This window comes from Microbacterium sp. MEJ108Y, from assembly GCF_000834175.1.
Lineage (GTDB): Bacteria > Actinomycetota > Actinomycetes > Actinomycetales > Microbacteriaceae > Microbacterium > Microbacterium forte.
The window spans coordinates 443,971-461,423 of the sequence record NZ_JXQX01000038.1 but is presented as its reverse complement, the minus strand read 5'-3'; the positions used below and the strand labels follow the sequence as shown (position 1 = coordinate 461,423).

The following is a 17,453-nucleotide window of genomic DNA, read 5'->3' as shown; positions in this document are numbered from 1 at the left end:
GCCGAAACGTTATATACCAGCGTTCTGACCTCTTGTCGCTATGAAAGCGATTTGTTAGGTTACTGTCCTAACAAATCCCTTCGCGGGGATCTGTCGCGGGTTCCGATCTGGGACTCGGCTCCATCCCGGAGATCCCTCCTGCAGTGCAGCACCGAGAGGAAATACAGAATGATCCGTAACGGAAGGCGCAAGATCGCGCTCACCGCTGTGGCGGGGGCATCCGTCCTCGCCCTGGGTTTGACAGCCTGTGGCGCAGGCGGCGGCAACGAGGGGAGCGGTGGCGACGGCGACCGTGCTCTTCGCGTGTGGGCCGGCAGCCAGACCCCCATCACCGCGAACTACAATCCGTTCGCACCGACCGTGCTCCACGGTGCGCTCGGGCCGATCTACGAGCCGCTGTTCTTCTACAACAAGACGGCGGATGCCGAACCGGTCGGCCTGATCGGCGACTCCTTCGAGTACAACGAGGACGGCACGGCGATCACGATCACGATCAAGCCCGACCTCAAGTGGAGCGACGGAGAGCCGCTCACCGCGGCCGACGTCGCGTTCTCATTCACCTACGAGGCGAACAACCCCGAGGGCAACGGCCTCGTCTCCGCCGAGGCGACCGACGACACCACCGTCGTGCTCACCTACACGACCGCGCAGTACACGACCGAGTTCCAGCGACTCGGCTCGACCTACATCCTCCCCGAGCACGTGTGGTCGGAGGTCACCGACTTCGCGAACTTCGCCAACGAGGAGCCGGTCGGCTCGGGCGCTTACGTGGTCGACAAGACGACGAGTGAGTCGTACACGCTCGTGGCCAACGAGAACTTCCGCGATGCCGACGAGCTCGGCGTCAAGAAGGTCCAGTACATCGCCGTCGACAACAACCAGACCGCTCAGGACCTGCTCGCCGCGGGCAAGCTCGACTGGACCGGAATGTTCATCCCGAACCCCGACGACGTGACGGGCAACGGAGCGATCGACTGGATCAACACCCCGCAGGACCCGACCGTGCTGTACACCTGCTCGAACACCGAGCTCGGCTGCACCGGTCCCCAGACGGACGTGGCCGTTCGCCAGGCGCTCAACGTCGCGATCGACCGCACCGCGATCAAGGACAAGGCGTTCGTCGGCCTGACCGGCGACATCTCGCCCACCTTCGCACTGCTGCCGCGCGACGAGAAGTGGGTCGCGGACTCCGCCAACGAGGTCAGCCCTCAGGAGGCGAACGCCGATGAGGCGGGCGAGATCCTCGAGGCCGCCGGCTACACCAAGGGATCGAGCGGCATCTACGAGAAGGACGGCGTGCCCGTCGAGCTCAGCCTGATCTCGGTCGACGGATGGACCGACTACAACGACGCCGCCAAGCTGATCGCCGAGCAGGCGGAGGCGGCCGGCATCAAGGTCACGGCATCCACCGTGCAGTGGCAGGAGTTCTCCGACGCCCGTCAGGGCGGCGACTTCCAGCTCATCGTCGGCGGAGTCATCGGCACCTCGGTCGCCGACCCGTTCCAGATCTACCGCGACTGGTTCGGCGGCACGGCCGTCGAGTCGACGGCTGCGGTCGGCACTGAGGTGCCGGCAGGCCGCTGGAACTTCAGCCGCTACAGCAACCCGGTCGTGGACCAGGCGATCCAGGCCGCCGTCAGCACGAACGACGAGGCGGAGAAGAAGGAGCTGTACGGCACGATCCAGACCGAGATCGTCCGTGACCTGCCCTACATCCCGCTCGTGATCAACGCGACCCAGACCTTCTACAACACGAAGGACTTCACGGGATGGCCGACGGAGGAAAACCTCTACGCCTTCCCGCCGTCCTGGGGAGCGATCGCGGCGGGCTACGTCCTGACGCAGCTCGAGCCGGTCAAGTAAGCACATGAAGACGGGGGAGCAGGAAGCGCGGTCAGTGACATGAAGTTCTATGCACGAAGAATCGGGTTCTACGCGTTCACGCTGTGGGCCGCGATCTCACTCAACTTCCTGCTTCCCCGGCTCATGCCGGGGAACCCGGCGGACATCATGATCGCCAAGATGCAGCGAGCGGGCGGCGAGGTCTCCGAGACCACGATCCGCAACATCAAGCTGCTGCTCGGCGGCGACGACTCGTCTCTCTGGGAGCAGTACATCGCGTACTGGGGACGCATGTTCCAGGGCGACCTGGGCATCTCCGTCACCAAGTTCCCGGCCCCGGTGAGTGAGCTGATCGGGCAGGCCCTGCCCTGGACGCTCATCCTCGTCGGCACGGTGACCGTGATCTCCTTCATCCTCGGCGTCGTGCTCGGCGCCTGGGCCGGATGGAAGCGCGGAACCTGGGTCGATCACCTGATCCCGGCGACCACCGTGCTGCAGTCCATCCCGTACTTCTGGATGGCGCTGCTCCTCGTCTCGGTGTTCGCCGTCGGGCTCGGCTGGTTCCCGATCTTCGGGGGCTACGACGTGTTCGATTTCCCGGACGGCCCCGAACCGACCTGGGCGTTCTTCACGGACGCGCTCTCGCACGCGATCCTGCCCGCGCTGACCATCGTCATCTCATCGGTCGGCGGGTGGATGTTCGGCATGCGCAACATGATGGTGCAGACCATGGCCGAGGACTACGTGCTCACGGCCGAGGCCAAGGGGCTCCGTCCTCGTCGCATCATGACGACCTACGCGGCACGCAACGCCGCGATCCCGTCGATCGCCGGCTTCTCGATCACCCTGGGCTTCGTGGTGGCCGGTTCCATCGTCATGGAGCAGGTGTTCACCTACCCGGGCATCGGGAAGCTGATGTTCCAGGCGGTCACGAACAACGACTATGCGCTGATGCAGGGGCTCTTCCTCGTCATCACCATCACGGTGCTCGCCGCCAACTTCATCATGGACCTCGTCTATGGATTCATCGACCCGAGGGCGCGCCAGAATGTCTGACACCGAGAACGCAGTCCTGATCACCAAGGATCAGCCCATGACCCAGCCGGCGAGCACGATCTCGTTGGCCACGCAGCGGGGACGCAAGCGCCGGAGGGTGCTCCCGACGACCTCGCCGAAGTTCATCACCGGGGCGACGATCGTGATCGCGATCGTCCTGTTCGCGATCATCGCGCCGATGTTCTCGCAGAACCCGCGGAGCACCGACAACCCGGCTCTGCTCCCGCCGTCGCCGGAGCACTGGCTCGGCACCACCAAGCTCGGCAACGACATGTTCGCCCAGCTCGCCATCGGCGCCCAGGGCTCGCTCCTGGTCGGCGTGGTGGCGGGCGGCATCGCCATCATCCTGTCCCTGCTGTTCGGCGTTCTCGCCGGCTACCTCGGCGGATGGCGTGAAGACACTCTCGCGCTCCTGACGAACGTGATGATCGTGATCCCCGGCCTGCCGCTCGTGATGGTGATCTCGTCCTTCGTCCCGCAGCGAAGCTGGCAGCTCGTCGCCTTCGTGCTCGGCATCACCTCCTGGGCCGGGGCCGCCTACGTGCTCCGGCTGCAGACGCGATCGCTGCGCACCCTCGACTACGTCTACGCGTCCAAAGTCGCCGGGGAGCGATCCTTCCGGGTGATCCTGGTCGAGATCATGCCGAACCTGCTGCCGCTGCTCACGGCCCAGTTCCTGTTCGCGATCATCTTCGCCATCCTCGGTGAGGCCGGCCTCTCGTATCTCGGCCTCGGACCGAACTCCTCGATCACCTGGGGCACCATCCTCAACGACGCGCAGTCGGGGCAGGCGCTCGGACGAGGTGCGTGGTGGTGGTTCGTGCCTCCGGGTGTCATGATCGCGATGCTCGGTGCGGGTCTCGCCCTGATCAACTTCGCGATCGACGAGGTCATCAACCCCAAGCTGCGCAATGCGCCCGACGCCGCTCGACGCGTGCGCAAGGCGGCCAAGACGAAGGGGGTCGCTGTATGAGCGCTCCGGATGCCGTACTCACTGCACGCAACGTGTCGATCGAGTACGAGGTGGACCCGCCCGTCAAGGCGGTTCGCAACGTCTCGCTCACTCTCAACCGAGGAGAGATCCTGGGGCTGGCCGGCGAATCGGGCTGCGGCAAGACCACCCTCGCCTACGGCATGAACCGGCTGCTCAAGGCGCCGGCGCTCATGACGAGCGGCGAGATCGTGTTCCACGACCGCGACGGGCACGACATCGATATCGTCGCGCTCGACGGCGACGGTCTGCGCGCGTTCCGCTGGGACAAGATCTCGATGGTGTTCCAAGGGGCGATGAACTCGCTCAACCCGGTGATCAGCGTCAAGGCGCAGATCTTCGACATCTTCGACACGCATCGTCCCGGAATGTCCAAGAAGGACAAGCAGGCTCGGGCCGAAGAGCTGCTGACTCTGGTCGGGGTCGACCCGTCGCGTCTGACGAGCTTTCCGCACGAGCTGTCGGGGGGTATGCGGCAGCGCATGATGATCGCCATGGCGCTCGCGCTGGATCCGCAGGTCATGATCATGGACGAGCCCACCACCGCGCTCGACGTCGTGGTGCAGCGCGGGATCATCCGCGAGATCATGCGGCTGCGCGAGCGGCTCGGGTTCGCAGTGATCTTCATCACGCACGACCTGCCGATGCTGATCGAGATCAGCGACCGCATCGCCGTGATGCTGCAGGGCCAGATCGTGGAAGAGGGCACCGCCGAGGAGATCTACCGCACGCCTCAGCACGAGTACACGAAGAAGCTGCTGTCGAGCTTCCCGAGTCTGACCGGCGAGCGCGGAGACTTCGTCCGCACCGGCAACCAGCCCAGTCAGGAGGAGATCCGATGAGTGCTCCCACCCTCGAAGCCCGCAACCTGGTGAAGGACTTCACCCTGCGATCCGGGCTCAAGACATCGACCCTCCACGCGGTCAAGGACGTCTCGTTCACGATCGAAGCGGGCAAGACGGTCGCCCTCGTGGGCGAATCGGGGTCGGGCAAATCGACCATCGCGCGGATGCTGATGAAGCTCGAGACTCCGACCAGCGGGCAGATCCTGCTCGACGGCAAGGACGCGGGCATGCGGGGCCGCGCAGTCGAGGACTACCGCTCGCAGGTGCAGATGGTCTTCCAGGATCCTTTCGCCTCGCTGAACCCCTTCCACACGATCGTCCACCACCTGGAGCGCCCGATCAGGCTCCACCACCCCAAGCTCTCCGGTGGGGAAGTGCGTGCGCGCGCCATCGAGTTGCTCGAGCGCGTGCGGCTGTCACCCGGCGAGAGCTTCGCCGAGCGCCGCCCGCATGAGCTGTCCGGTGGTCAGCGTCAGCGTGTGGCGATAGCGCGGGCGCTCGCGCCGGGGGCACGCTTCATCGTCGCCGATGAGCCCGTCTCGATGCTCGACGTCTCGATCCGGCTGGGCGTGCTCAACCTGCTGGCCGACCTGCAGCGGGAGGAGAATCTCGGCGTGCTCTACATCACGCACGACCTCGCGACGGCTCGGCACTTCAGCGACGAGATCATGGTGCTCTACAAGGGCGACGTCGTCGAGCGCGGGCCCGCTGACGAGGTCATCCTCAATCCGCAGCACGAGTACACGAAGACGCTCCTCGGGGCGGCGCCGGAGCCCGAGAACCTCGGCCGCCTCCGGGATGAGGTCAGGGCGGAGCTCGCCGGTCGCTGAGCATCCGTTCCGGTCCCCCTTCGCGCCGCCGGCCACTCGTTCGCGCGGCACGAAGGGCGACCGGAACGGCATCCGTCTCGGAGCACACGACCCGCTAGACTGATTCCACAAGTGAAGACAGGCCGAATGACCCACGCGGGAGAGCCCCGGCGAACGCAGCCGGGCACCGAAGGAGCAAGCCTCCCCGCCAATCTCTCAGGTACGCGTACCGCGCGGTTCCGGCCACTCTGAAAAGCGATTTCCAGCGAAGCGAGAAATCGGGTTGAGCGAGGCCGCCGGAGGCGCCCGAGTCGAAACCCTGGCGACATGCATTCTGCGCGTCTCCGTCTCTTCGCCGGCGGTCCGCCGACGGTGAAAGCCCAGTCTCTGGGCGAAGCTCTCAGGCCCATGACAGAGGGGGAGTTCCGAGGAACGGCGTCTGCGCTGTTCCGCCCGACCCAGCCCGGGAGAACTCCATGTCCGACCCTCGCTACACCCCGCTCCGTGAGCGCCATGAGGCGCTCGGCGCCTCGTTCACCGACTTCGGCGGCTGGCAGATGCCGGTGCGCTACACATCCGACCTCGCCGAGCACCACGCCGTGCGGCAGGCCGCCGGGATCTTCGACATCTCGCACATGGCCGAGTTCCTGGTCACCGGTGACTTCGCCGGCGAGTTCCTCGACTACTCCCTGGCCGGACGACTCTCCGCGATGCCCGTGGGCAAGGCGAAGTACTCGCTGATGCTCGCGGACGACGGCGGGATCATCGACGACGTCATCGTCTACCGGCTCGCCGATGACCGCTTCCTGGTGATCGCGAACGCGGGCAACCGCGGATTCGTCGACTCGGCGTTCGCTTCACGAGTGCGCTCGTTCCCCTCGCGGATCGAACGTGAACGTGCGCCGCTCGCCGCAGGGGAGGACCGCACTTTCGAGGGCTTCCTCGGAGATCGCGGGGTCGACGTCGAGGACGTCTCCGACGAGTACGCGCTGCTCGCCGTGCAGGGCCCCGCATCCGAGGCGATCGTCTCGTCGACGGCCGGCATCACCGACCTCAGCACTCCGTGGGTGGAGCAGAAGTACTACGCGTGGGCCGACGCGATGTTCCTGGGGGCGCCGCTTCTCCTCGCCCGCACCGGGTACACCGGCGAAGACGGCTTCGAACTGCTCGTGCGTGTCGCCGATGCCCCTGCACTCTGGGACGCACTCACCGAAGCCGGACAGAAGCACGGACTCGTGCCCGCCGGCCTCGCAGCGCGCGACACTCTCCGACTCGAAGCGGGCATGCCGCTCTACGGCCACGAGCTCTCCCGTGAGACGAAGCCGTCGCAGGCCGGGCTCGGTCGCGTCGTCGTGTCCGACAAAGAGGACTTCATCGGCAAGGGAGCGGTGGATGCCGCATCCGACGCTCCGGTTCTCGTCGGTCTCGTCGCCGAGGGCAAGCGCGCCGGACGGGCGGGCTACTCCGTGGTCGACGCAGACGGTGTCGCCCTGGGTGAGATCACGAGTGGCGCCCTGAGCCCGACACTAGGCCATCCGATCGCAATGGCCTACGTCGCCCCTTCTTCCGCTGCGGCGGGAACCGCAGTATTCCTTGATGTGCGGGGAACCAGGATCCCTGCGACCGTGACCGCTCTGCCTTTCTACCGGAGGACCAAATGACCGACCTCAACGCACTGCGCTATACCGACGAGCACGAGTGGATCGCCGCTGACGGCGACACCGTGACCATCGGCATCACCGACTATGCGGCCGACAAGCTCGGAGACGTCGTCTTCGTCGAGCTCCCGGCTGTCGGCACCGAGGTCACCGCCGGTTCGGTCGTGGGCGAGATCGAGTCGACCAAGTCGGTCGGCGAGCTCTACGCCCCGGTCACGGGCACGATCGTCGAGATCAACGACTCCGTCGTCGACGACCCCTCGCTCGTGAACGCCGAGCCGTTCGCCGGAGGCTGGCTCATCAAGGTCTCCGTCGGTGCCGGTGCGCTCGACGGCCTGATGGACCGCGACGCGTACGTCGCTCTCACGGAGGGCTGATCGACCAGTGGTCTCTTTCGCCGATCGTCATATCGGAACCACCGCCGCCACCCAGCGTCAGATGCTCGATGCCCTCGGCGTCGAGTCTGAGCTCGAGGACTGGAGCCCCGTCGAGGCGCTGATGCGCCAGGCCGTGCCCGCCTCGATCTTCACCCCCGCCTCCACGGACTCGGTCATCCCGCGCGCGGCGAGCGAGACCGAGGCGCTCGCCGAGCTGCGGGCGATCGCCGCTCGCAACACGGTGAACCGGCCGATGATCGGCCTCGGCTACTACGGCACCGTCACCCCTCAGGTGATCCAGCGCAACGTGCTCGAGAACCCCTCGTGGTACACCGCCTACACGCCGTACCAGCCGGAGATCTCGCAGGGTCGTCTCGAGGCGCTCATCAACTTCCAGACCATGGTGGCCGAGCTCACCGGTCTCACCACGGCCAACGCGTCGATGCTCGACGAGTCGACCGCTGTCGTCGAGGGGATGCTGCTGGCACGTCGCGCATCCAAGAAGGCGTCGAACGTCTTCGCCGTCGACGCAGATGCGTTCCCGCAGACCAAGGCGCTGCTCGAGACCCGCGCCGAGGCCGTGGGCATCGAGCTCGTGACGGTCGACTTCGCGGCCGGCGAGGAGCTTCCCTCCGAGCTTTTCGGTGTGTTCGTCCAGTACCCCGGCGCCTCAGGGCGCGTCTGGGACCCGAGCGCCGTGATCGACGCCGCGCACCTCGCCGGCGGGCTCGCCGTCGTCGCAGCCGACCTGCTCGCTCTCACCCTCATCTCGTCGCCCGGTTCGCTCGGTGCGGATGTCGCGGTCGGCACCACGCAGCGCTTCGGCGTGCCGATCGGCTTCGGAGGGCCGCACGCGGGCTACATGGCCGTGCGTGCAGGACTCGAGCGGCAGCTGCCGGGGCGCCTGGTGGGCGTCTCGGTCGATGCGGACGGCAAGCCGGCGTACCGACTGTCTCTGCAGACCCGCGAGCAGCACATCCGCCGGGAGAAGGCGACAAGCAACATCTGCACCGCGCAGGTGCTGCTCGCGGTCATGGCATCGATGTACGCGGTGTACCACGGACCCGACGGGCTCAAGGCGATCGCTCGGGAGGTCGCGGCCAAGACCGTGATGCTGCGCGACTGGCTCGTCGACGCAGGCTCTGAAATCGTCCACGACTCGTTCTTCGACACCCTGCAGGTGCGGGTGCCCGGGCGCGCGGCGGAGTATGCCGAGCAGGCTCACCACGGTTTCGGCATCCTGCTGCACGCCGCCGATGCCGACACGATCGGGATCTCGGTCGACGAGACCACGACGGTCGCCGAGCTCCACCAGGTGGCTCAGGTGTTCGGTGGGGCCCGGGAGCGCGCCTTCGGGTTCTTCGGCTCAGGATCGCAGGGCGGCCTTCCCGCCGACCTGCTCCGTCAGGACGACTACCTCACGCATCCGGTCTTCCATGCGCACCGCAGCGAGACCGCGATGATGCGCTACCTCAAGAGCCTGGCCGACCGCGACTACGCGCTCGACCGCGGCATGATCCCGCTCGGCTCGTGCACGATGAAGCTCAACGCGGCGACCGAGATGGCGTCGATCACGTGGCCCGAGTTCGCGGGCATCCACCCGTTCGCCCCGGCATCCGACGTCGAGGGGTACCTCGACATGATCACGCAGCTCGAGGCGTGGCTCGCCGAGGTCACCGGATACGACGCCGTGTCGCTGCAGCCGAACGCGGGTTCGCAGGGTGAGCTCGCGGGCCTGCTCGCGATCCGCGGCTACCACCTCGCGAACGGCGACACCCAGCGCACCGTGTGCCTGATCCCGTCGTCCGCGCACGGCACGAACGCGGCGTCGGCGGTGCTCGCCGGAATGAAGGTCGTCGTCGTGGCCTGCGACGAGCTCGGCAACGTCGACCTCGGCGACCTGCGGGCGAAGATCGCGGCGCACGCCGACGAGCTCTCCGCTCTGATGATCACCTACCCGTCGACCCACGGCGTGTACGAGCAGGACGTGGTGGAGATCACGACCGCCGTGCACGACGCCGGCGGACAGGTCTACGTCGACGGCGCGAACCTCAACGCGCTGCTCGGCTACGCCCGCTTCGGCGATCTCGGCGGCGACGTCTCGCATCTCAACCTGCACAAGACGTTCGCGATCCCGCACGGCGGTGGCGGCCCGGGCGTCGGCCCCGTCGCTGCGAAGGCGCACCTCGCTCCGTACCTGCCGTCGCACCCGCTCGCTCAGCGCGCGGAGCATGCGGGCGGATTCGTCTTCGAGGGTGGCGCCGTGTCCGCCGCGCCGTACGGGTCGGCCGGCATCCTGCCGATCTCCTGGTCGTACGTGCGGATGATGGGGGCGGACGGCCTCCGCCATGCGACCGCAGCTGCCGTGCTGTCGGCGAACTACATCGCAGCGCGCCTCGGCGAGCACTTCCCGGTGCTGTACGCGGGAGAAGACGGTCGGGTGGCGCACGAGTGCATCCTCGACCTGCGGCCCCTCCGAGAGGAGACCGGAATAACGGTCGACGATGTGGCCAAGCGACTCATCGACTACGGATTCCACGCCCCCACCATGTCGTTCCCCGTCGCGGGCACGCTCATGGTGGAACCCACGGAGTCCGAGGACCTCGGCGAGATCGAGCGGTTCATCGAGGCCATGATCATGATCAAGGCCGAGGCGGATGCCGTCGCCGCCGGGCGCTGGCCCGCGGACGACAACCCGCTGGTCAACGCTCCGCACACCGCGGTCTCGCTGATCGCGGGGGAGTGGAACCACGCCTACACGCGGGAGGACGCGGCCTACCCGGTGCACGCTCTCGTGGCAGGCAAGTACTGGCCGCCGGTGCGCCGCATCGATCAGGCGTACGGCGATCGCAACCTCGTGTGCGCCTGCCCGCCGATCGAGGCGTTCGCCTGAGACGAATCCTGACGAGCGACGGCGTCGCGTCCATCCGGACGCGACGCCGTCGCTCGTTTCCGTGCATTTCCGCGTGTTTCAGGGATGTTTCAGTTGATCACCACTCAGTAACGGTTCATTAGCCGAGAGCGGAGTCCCCTGAATCGCGGGTTACAGTCAACTATCCCTACGCGTTCGACGATGAGCGCGCAGTCTGATGAATACCCGTCCACAGGAGGACACAAAGTGAAGCGCAACAAGATCGCCCTTGCGGGCACTGCGTTGTTCGCGATCGGCGCCCTGGCGCTCGCGGGCTGCGCGAGCGGTGGAAGCGACGACGGCGACGGCGGATCCGGTGCAACCGGTGACGCGGACGCCATCATCACGACGAACGGCTCGGAGCCCGAGAACCCGCTGATCCCCACCAACACCAACGAGGTGGGTGGCGGAAAGATCCTCGACGAGATCTTCGCCGGTCTGATCTACTACGACGCCGACGGCAAGCCCGTCAACGACGTCGCTGAGGAGATCACCACGGAGGACCCGCAGAACCTCACCGTCAAGATCAAGGAAGGCCTGACCTTCACCGACGGTGAAGAAGTCACCGCCGACAACTTCATCAAGGCGTGGAACTACGGCGCTCAGGCTGAGAACGCTCAGCTCTCGGGCTACTTCTTCGAGGACATCGAGGGCTTCATCAACGACGCCGGTGACCCCGCGAACCCCGATGACGACGTCTTCGGCGCGCAGGGCGACATGGCCGGCCTCAAGCAGGTCGACGACTACACCTTCACGATCGCGCTGAACAAGCCGGCCTCCGACTTCGCTCTGCGTCTCGGATACTCGGCGTTCTACCCGCTGCCCGACGCCGCCTTCGAGGACATGGAGGCCTTCGGCCAGTTCCCGATCGGCAACGGCCCGTACATGATCGACGGCGAAGACGCGTGGCAGCACGACGTGCAGATCGACCTCGTGCGCAACGACGACTACGACGGCCCCCGCAAGGCGGCCAACGGCGGTCTGACCATCAAGTTCTACGCCACGCAGGAAGCGGCATACGCCGACCTGCTGTCGAACGAGGTCGACGTCATCGACGCGATCCCGACCAACTCCCTGCCCGTCTTCGCAGACGAGCTCGGCGACCGCGCAGTGAACCAGCCGTCGGCTGTGTTCCAGTCGTTCACCATCGGTCAGTTCCTCCCGCACTTCAGCGGCGAAGAGGGCCAGCTGCGTCGTCAGGCGCTGTCGATGGCCATCAACCGCGAAGAGATCACCGAGACCATCTTCTCGGGCACTCGCACCCCGGCAGCCGACTTCACGTCGCCGGTCATCGCGGGCTGGTCCGACTCGGTTCCCGGCAGCGAGGTCCTCGACTACGACCCCGAGAAGGCGAAGGAGCTGTGGGCCGAGGCCGACGCCATCTCGCCGTGGGACGGCGAGTTCAAGATCGCTTACAACTCCGACGGCGGGCACGACGCCTGGGTCGACGCGGTGAGCAACAGCATCAAGAACACGCTCGGCATCGAGGCATCGGGCGACCCGTACCCGACCTTCCAGGATCTTCGCACCAAGATCAACGACCGCTCCATCACCACGGCAGCGCGTTCGGGCTGGCAGGCCGACTACCCGGGTCTGTACAACTTCCTCGGACCGCTCTACGCAACGGGCGCCGGTTCCAACGACGGTGACTACTCGAACCCCGAGTTCGACGACCTCATCAAGGCCGGAATCAGCAACCCCGACGCCGACGCGCAGATCGAGGACTTCAGCAAGGCTCAGGAAGTGCTCTTCCAGGACCTTCCCGCGATCCCGCTGTGGTACTCGAACGTGACCGGTGGCTTCAGCGAGAACGTCGACAACGTCACGTTCGGCTGGAACTCGGTTCCGCTCTACTACGAGATCACGAAGGCCGGCGAGTAAAGTCTGACGGCACTTCACCTGTGAGGCGGTGACGATTCTTCGTCACCGCCTCACAGGCTTGTGTTCGCACGGCTTTCTCTGCCCTCTAAGAAGGGACAAGCGGATGCTCGGTTACATTCTGAGACGTCTACTGCAGGTGATCCCGGTCTTCTTCGGAGCCACCCTGCTCATTTACTTCCTCGTGTTCGCCATGCCCGGCGATCCGATCCTCGCCCTGTTCGGCGACAAGACGCCGAGTCCGGCAGTCGTCACGCAGCTGCGCGAGCAGTACCACCTGAACGATCCGTTCATCGTGCAGTACTGGTACTACATCACCGGCGTGTTCCAGGGCGACCTGGGCACCACCTACTCCGGTCGGCCGGTTTCTGCAGTGCTCGCCGCCACGCTTCCGGTGACGGGGCGCCTCGCGGTGATGGCGATCGCCATCGAGTTCGTGCTGGCGATCATCATCGGCACCATCTCGGCGCTGCGCAAGGGCAAGCTCTTCGACAACATCTCGCTCGTCGTCGCGCTGGTCGCGATCGCGATCCCGATCTTCGTCGTCGCGTTCCTCGCACAGTACTTCCTCGCGATCCAGCTCGGATGGTTCAAGCCCACTGTCGGCGCCGACAACGACTGGGGCGGTCTCTGGCTGCCGGCGATCGTGCTCGGCTTCAGCCTCTACGCCGTCAGCATGCGTCTGATGCGCAGCTCCGTCATCGAGACCCTCAACCAGGACTGGGTGCGCACGGCATACAGCAAGGGCCTCTCGCGCAACCGCGTGCTGCCCGTGCACGTGCTGCGCAACTCGCTGATCCCCGTGATCACCAACTCCGCCACGAACTTCGGCGTGCTGCTCGTGGGTGCCACCGTCACCGAGGGCATCTTCAACGTCCCCGGTGTGGGAAACACGCTGTTCCAGGCGATCCAGCGCGGCGAGGGACCCACGGTCGTCTCGTTCGTGACCGTGTTCGTCATCCTGTACGTGTTGGTGAACCTTCTCATCGACCTGCTCTACGGTCTGCTCGACCCGAGGATTCGCTATGCCTGATCCCACCTCTCAGAAGCACTACGTCGCTCCGATCGAGACGGAGTCGATCGCTGTCGACGCCGTCCGCATCTCCGACAAGCCCAGCAATCTGTGGCGAGACGCCTGGTTCGACGTGCGGCGTCGACCGCTGTTCTGGTTCTCGATAGTGCTGGCGCTCTTCTTCCTCGTGATGGCTTTGTGGCCGACACTGTTCACCGCCACGCCTCCGAACGACGACTGCCAGCTGGCGAACAGCAACGGCGGTCCGACCGACGGCCACCCGCTCGGGTTCACGTTCCAGGGCTGTGACATCTACGCCCGCATCGTCTGGGGTTCGCAGACCTCTCTCGCAGTCGGCCTCATCGCGACCCTGATCTCGTCGATCCTCGGACTGATCATGGGAGCCCTCGCGGGCTTCTACGGCGGCTGGCTCGATGGCCTGCTGTCGCGCATCGGCGACATCTTCTTCGCGATCCCGTACATCCTCGCGGCCGTGGTCGTGATGACCGTGTTCCGGGACTCCCGTTCGGTGTGGACACTCGCATTCGCCATCGGAGCATTCGCGTGGGCCTCGACGGCTCGCGTCGTACGCGCTGAGGTGCTCCGGGTGCGTCAAGCGGACTTCGTGATGGCCTCGCAGGCGCTCGGGCAGTCCAAGTTCAAGATCCTCTTGAATCACGTCGTCCCGAACGCCATCGCGCCGCTCCTCGTCGTCTCGACCCTCGGACTCGCGGCGGCGATCGTCGCGGAGGCGACGCTGTCGTTCCTCGGCGTGGGGCTCGGCAGTGACGTGATGTCGTGGGGTAACGACATCGCGAAGGCTCAGGCATCGCTGCGTGTCGCACCGATGGCACTCATCTATCCGTCGATCGCGCTCACCCTCGCGGTGCTGGCGTTCGTCACCCTGGGCGAGCTCATCCGAGACGCCCTCGACCCGAAGGCGAGGGCACGCCGATGAGCGAGCGAATCACCGAACAGGTCCCGCTGCTGAGCATCCGCGACCTCACAGTCGCGTTCCGCACGCAGGAGGGTCTGCGCGAAGTGCTCCACGGAGTCAGCTTCGACGTCATGCCGGGCGAGACCGTCGCGATCGTGGGCGAGTCGGGCTCGGGCAAGTCCACGACGGCCACGGCCATCGTGAACCTGCTCCCGGGAACCGGCGAGGTCACCGCCGGGTCGATCACCCTCGAAGGTCGCGAGCTCACGACACTCAACCGTCGCGAGATCGAGGCTGTGCGCGGTCGGGACATCGGCTTCGTGCCGCAGGACCCGATGTCGAACCTCAACCCTGTCTGGAGCATCGGCTTCCAGGTCAAGGAGGCGATCCGTGCGAACGGCATCGCCCAGGGGCGCGACGCCGCCAAAGCACGCACCGTCGAGGTGCTGCAGCAGGCGGGCCTGGCCGACGCCGAGAAGCGTCTGCACCAGTTCCCGCACCAGTTCTCGGGTGGCATGCGTCAGCGCGCGCTGATCGGGATGGGCCTTGCGGCCGACCCGAAGCTGCTCATCGCCGACGAGCCGACCTCGGCTCTCGACGTGACGGTGCAACGCGTGATCCTCGATCACATGGCCTCGCTCACCCGCGACAAGGGCACCTCGGTGCTGCTGATCACGCACGATCTGGGCCTCGCGGCCGAGCGTGCCGACAAGATCATCGTGATGAACGGCGGCAACATCGTCGAGGCCGGCCCCAGCCGCGAGATCCTCGAGAACCCGCAGCATCCGTACACGAAGCGTCTGGTCGCCGCGGCGCCCAGCGTGGCATCGCAGCGCATCCAGGCGGTGGTGGAGGACCGGGGCATCGAGACTCTCGACCACCTCGCCGCCATCCCGCCGACGGTGCGCGTCGCCGGGCTCACGAAGGACTACCGGATCCGTCAGGGCGGCTTCCGCAGCGAAGCCTTCCGTGCGGTCGACGACGTCTCGTTCGCGATCCCTCGAGGCAAGACTCTCGCACTGGTGGGGGAGTCGGGTTCCGGCAAGTCCACCGTCGCGAAGATGGTGCTGAAGCTCGAGGAGCCGACCAGCGGCGTGATCGAGATCGACGGCCAGGACGTGTCGAAGCTCTCGAACGCCCAGGCGTTCGGACTGCGTCGGCGCATGCAGCCGGTGTTCCAGGACCCGTACGGCTCGCTCGACCCGCTGCGCAACATCGGCAACACCATCGCCGAACCGCTGCAGATCCACGGCGTCGGCGACCGCGCGTCACAGCGTGAGCGGGTCGAGGAGCTTCTCGACCAGGTATCGCTGCCGCGCGTTCTGGCGACCCGGTATCCGAACGAGCTCTCGGGCGGACAGCGTCAGCGTGTTGCCATCGCGCGTGCGCTGGCGCTCAAGCCCGACATCATCGTCCTCGACGAGGCGGTGTCGGCGCTTGACGTGCTGGTGCAGGATCAGGTGCTGCAGCTGCTCGCCGAACTCCAGTCGGAGCTCGGGCTCACGTATCTGTTCATCACGCACGACCTCGCGGTCGTCCGTGTCTCGAGCGACCTCGTGTGCGTCATGGAGAAGGGCAAGATCGTCGAACAGGGCACCGTCGACGAGATCTTCGCCAACCCGCAGCAGGAGTACACGGATCGCCTGTTGAAGGCGATCCCGGGTGCATCGATCACCCTCGGCGGTCACTGAGAGTGAGCATCGAACCTCGACCGGAGGCCGCACGGAGATTCCGTGCGGCCTCCGGGCCTGTCTCCCTCGTCCTCTGCTCGCTGCTCGCGATCTTCCTGCTCGGCGATGCGGTCGTGCGCGCGGGATGGGGGCAGATGCTGCTGCTCGCCCCCTGGGTGCTGCTCGGTCTCTGGGTCGTGTACGAGATCGCCTTCGTCTCGGTCGTGCGTGTCGACGGCGAGGGAGCGATGGTGCAGAACATGCTGCGCCGGACGTCCTTCGGCTGGAGCCGCGTCCGCGACATCGACCTGCGCTGGCAGCTCGTCTTCTCGCTCGAGGACGGCTCGGAGCTCTCGAGTTACGGGGGGCCTGCGAGAGCGCGTCCGATTCGGCGCCAGGTGCGCGAGGACGACGAGGCCAAGGCGCCGGCCGGCCTCCGCGAGCTCACCGACATCCGTGACCGCTGGCAGGCGGCTCCCTCGTCAGCGGACACGCCGATCCGCCGCACCTGGGACTCTCAGGCGCTCATCGCGCTCGGCGTCATCGTGATCTGGGCTGTGGCGTCGATCCTCATCGCGAACGCCTGATCGCGCGGAGCTCCGTCAGCCGGGAAGCCCGAAGAGCATCGGCCAGGTGGCCGCCGCCCAGGGGTAGCCGACGAACACCGTGGCGTCGATCAGGAAGTGCGCGACGAGGAACGGCATGAGCCGTCCGCTGCGCTGGAACAGCCATCCGAAGAGCAGCCCCATGGCGAGGTTTCCGATGAACGCTCCGGGACCCTGGTAGAGGTGGTAGCTCGCCCGCAGCACGGAGGTGGTCAGAATGATCGCCCACGGCCCCCAGCCCAGCTGCCGGAGCCGGGCGAAGAGGTAGCCGAGCACCACGAACTCCTCTTGCAGTGATGCGCGCGCTGCCGCGAGGAGAAGGACCGGGATGGTCCACCAGTGACTGTCGAGCCCCGCGGGGTTCACCGCGACGAAGAGTCCGAGGGCACGGCCGGCGAGATACAGACCGAGACCGGGGATGCCGATGGCTGCGACCAGGAGGATCCCGCGGCCCACATCCGCTCCGACCCGGGTGCCGTCCAGACCCAGCCTGCTCAGGTGCGGTCTGGACGACTGCCACAGCAGGAAGCAGACGAGCAGCACCGGGACGAGGGAGAACCCGATCGACAGGACCTGGTAGATCAGGTCGAAGATCTCCCTGTCGCTCCGGGACGGATTCAGGGTCGCGGTCTGATCGGCCAGCGGCGTCTCGTCGGTGAGCCGGTAGGCCAGTTGCACGATCGCATACACCGCGGACTGACCGAGTCCGAGGGCGAGGACGATGGCGATCTCCCACCACAGACGAGCGCGCGAGGGCGGGGGAGAGAGGTCGACGACGGTCACGCTCCCGATCGTACTTCGAGCGCTCAGGAACGAGTCGTCGGCATACGGTAGTCTGGAACGTCGGCTTCTCGACAAAACC

General features: G+C 66.4%; 14 protein-coding genes and 1 riboswitch. Of the genes, 13 read left to right on the top strand and 1 reads right to left on the bottom strand.

Annotated features, from left to right (window positions below; genetic code table 11):
* Positions 1 to 168: 168 nt before the first annotated feature.
* The 13 genes from RU09_RS17050 to RU09_RS16990 all read left to right on the top strand — a co-directional run bounded on the left by RU09_RS17050 (position 169) and on the right by RU09_RS16990 (position 16,573).
* Positions 169 to 1,863, top strand: a complete 1,695-nt coding sequence (locus RU09_RS17050) for an ABC transporter substrate-binding protein (RefSeq protein ID WP_042542019.1) — start codon at positions 169 to 171, stop codon at positions 1,861 to 1,863.
* A 39-nt stretch (positions 1,864 to 1,902) separates the two neighbouring features.
* On the top strand, positions 1,903 to 2,898 hold the full coding sequence (locus RU09_RS17045) for an ABC transporter permease (protein WP_042542018.1): 996 nt from the start codon (positions 1,903 to 1,905) through the stop codon (positions 2,896 to 2,898).
* Positions 2,891 to 3,871, top strand: a complete 981-nt coding sequence (locus RU09_RS17040; RefSeq protein WP_042542017.1) for an ABC transporter permease — start codon at positions 2,891 to 2,893, stop codon at positions 3,869 to 3,871. Before RU09_RS17045 ends, RU09_RS17040 begins: the two co-directional genes overlap by 8 nt.
* Complete coding sequence (locus RU09_RS17035) at positions 3,868 to 4,731, top strand: ABC transporter ATP-binding protein (protein WP_042542016.1); 864 nt, start codon at positions 3,868 to 3,870, stop codon at positions 4,729 to 4,731. The genes RU09_RS17040 and RU09_RS17035 overlap by 4 nt, the downstream gene beginning before the upstream one ends.
* Positions 4,728 to 5,564 carry an ATP-binding cassette domain-containing protein gene (locus tag RU09_RS17030; protein ID WP_042542015.1) on the top strand — a complete coding sequence of 279 codons (837 nt, stop codon included), beginning with the start codon at positions 4,728 to 4,730 and terminating at the stop codon, positions 5,562 to 5,564. Before RU09_RS17035 ends, RU09_RS17030 begins: the two co-directional genes overlap by 4 nt.
* 126 nt (positions 5,565 to 5,690) lie before the next feature.
* Positions 5,691 to 5,785, top strand: a riboswitch (glycine riboswitch).
* Positions 5,786 to 6,019: 234 nt separating this feature from the next.
* Positions 6,020 to 7,204, top strand: a complete 1,185-nt coding sequence (locus RU09_RS17025; protein WP_042542014.1) for a glycine cleavage system aminomethyltransferase GcvT — start codon at positions 6,020 to 6,022, stop codon at positions 7,202 to 7,204.
* Positions 7,201 to 7,578: a glycine cleavage system protein GcvH gene (gene gcvH / locus RU09_RS17020; protein ID WP_042542013.1), complete on the top strand. Its 378-nt coding sequence runs from the start codon at positions 7,201 to 7,203 to the stop codon at positions 7,576 to 7,578. Before RU09_RS17025 ends, gcvH begins: the two co-directional genes overlap by 4 nt.
* 61 nt (positions 7,579 to 7,639) lie before the next feature.
* Positions 7,640 to 10,471 carry an aminomethyl-transferring glycine dehydrogenase gene (gene gcvP / locus RU09_RS17015; RefSeq protein ID WP_042542196.1) on the top strand — a complete coding sequence of 944 codons (2,832 nt, stop codon included), beginning with the start codon at positions 7,640 to 7,642 and terminating at the stop codon, positions 10,469 to 10,471.
* A 225-nt stretch (positions 10,472 to 10,696) separates the two neighbouring features.
* Positions 10,697 to 12,370, top strand: a complete 1,674-nt coding sequence (locus RU09_RS17010) for a peptide ABC transporter substrate-binding protein (protein WP_153302152.1) — start codon at positions 10,697 to 10,699, stop codon at positions 12,368 to 12,370.
* Positions 12,371 to 12,473: 103 nt separating this feature from the next.
* Entirely contained in the window at positions 12,474 to 13,400 is a 927-nt protein-coding gene (locus RU09_RS17005) for an ABC transporter permease (RefSeq protein ID WP_042542011.1), read from the top strand.
* Positions 13,393 to 14,337 (top strand): ABC transporter permease, encoded by a 945-nt coding sequence (locus RU09_RS17000; protein WP_042542010.1) that lies wholly within the window; start codon positions 13,393 to 13,395, stop codon positions 14,335 to 14,337. Before RU09_RS17005 ends, RU09_RS17000 begins: the two co-directional genes overlap by 8 nt.
* Entirely contained in the window at positions 14,334 to 16,007 is a 1,674-nt protein-coding gene (locus RU09_RS16995; RefSeq protein ID WP_042542009.1) for a dipeptide ABC transporter ATP-binding protein, read from the top strand. Before RU09_RS17000 ends, RU09_RS16995 begins: the two co-directional genes overlap by 4 nt.
* A 2-nt stretch (positions 16,008 to 16,009) precedes the next feature.
* Positions 16,010 to 16,573 (top strand): hypothetical protein, encoded by a 564-nt coding sequence (locus RU09_RS16990; RefSeq protein ID WP_042542008.1) that lies wholly within the window; start codon positions 16,010 to 16,012, stop codon positions 16,571 to 16,573.
* A gap of 15 nt (positions 16,574 to 16,588) precedes the next feature.
* Here RU09_RS16990 and RU09_RS16985 read toward each other — a convergent pair whose 3' ends face one another.
* Entirely contained in the window at positions 16,589 to 17,374 is a 786-nt protein-coding gene (locus RU09_RS16985; protein WP_231567654.1) for a CPBP family intramembrane glutamic endopeptidase, read from the bottom strand.
* Between the last annotated feature and the right edge of the window lie 79 nt (positions 17,375 to 17,453).

Bases quoted from the DNA above. Each gene is read 5' to 3' on its own strand.
- RU09_RS17050 (WP_042542019.1), top strand. From the start codon at position 169: ATGATCCGTAACGGAAGGCGCAAGATCGCGCTCACCGCTGTGGCGGGG.
- RU09_RS17045 (WP_042542018.1), top strand. From the start codon at position 1,903: ATGAAGTTCTATGCACGAAGAATCGGGTTCTACGCGTTCACGCTGTGG.
- RU09_RS17040 (WP_042542017.1), top strand. From the start codon at position 2,891: ATGTCTGACACCGAGAACGCAGTCCTGATCACCAAGGATCAGCCCATG.
- RU09_RS17035 (WP_042542016.1), top strand. From the start codon at position 3,868: ATGAGCGCTCCGGATGCCGTACTCACTGCACGCAACGTGTCGATCGAG.
- RU09_RS17030 (WP_042542015.1), top strand. From the start codon at position 4,728: ATGAGTGCTCCCACCCTCGAAGCCCGCAACCTGGTGAAGGACTTCACC.
- RU09_RS17025 (WP_042542014.1), top strand. From the start codon at position 6,020: ATGTCCGACCCTCGCTACACCCCGCTCCGTGAGCGCCATGAGGCGCTC.
- gcvH (WP_042542013.1), top strand. From the start codon at position 7,201: ATGACCGACCTCAACGCACTGCGCTATACCGACGAGCACGAGTGGATC.
- gcvP (WP_042542196.1), top strand. From the start codon at position 7,640: ATGCTCGATGCCCTCGGCGTCGAGTCTGAGCTCGAGGACTGGAGCCCC.
- RU09_RS17005 (WP_042542011.1), top strand. From the start codon at position 12,474: ATGCTCGGTTACATTCTGAGACGTCTACTGCAGGTGATCCCGGTCTTC.
- RU09_RS17000 (WP_042542010.1), top strand. From the start codon at position 13,393: ATGCCTGATCCCACCTCTCAGAAGCACTACGTCGCTCCGATCGAGACG.
- RU09_RS16995 (WP_042542009.1), top strand. From the start codon at position 14,334: ATGAGCGAGCGAATCACCGAACAGGTCCCGCTGCTGAGCATCCGCGAC.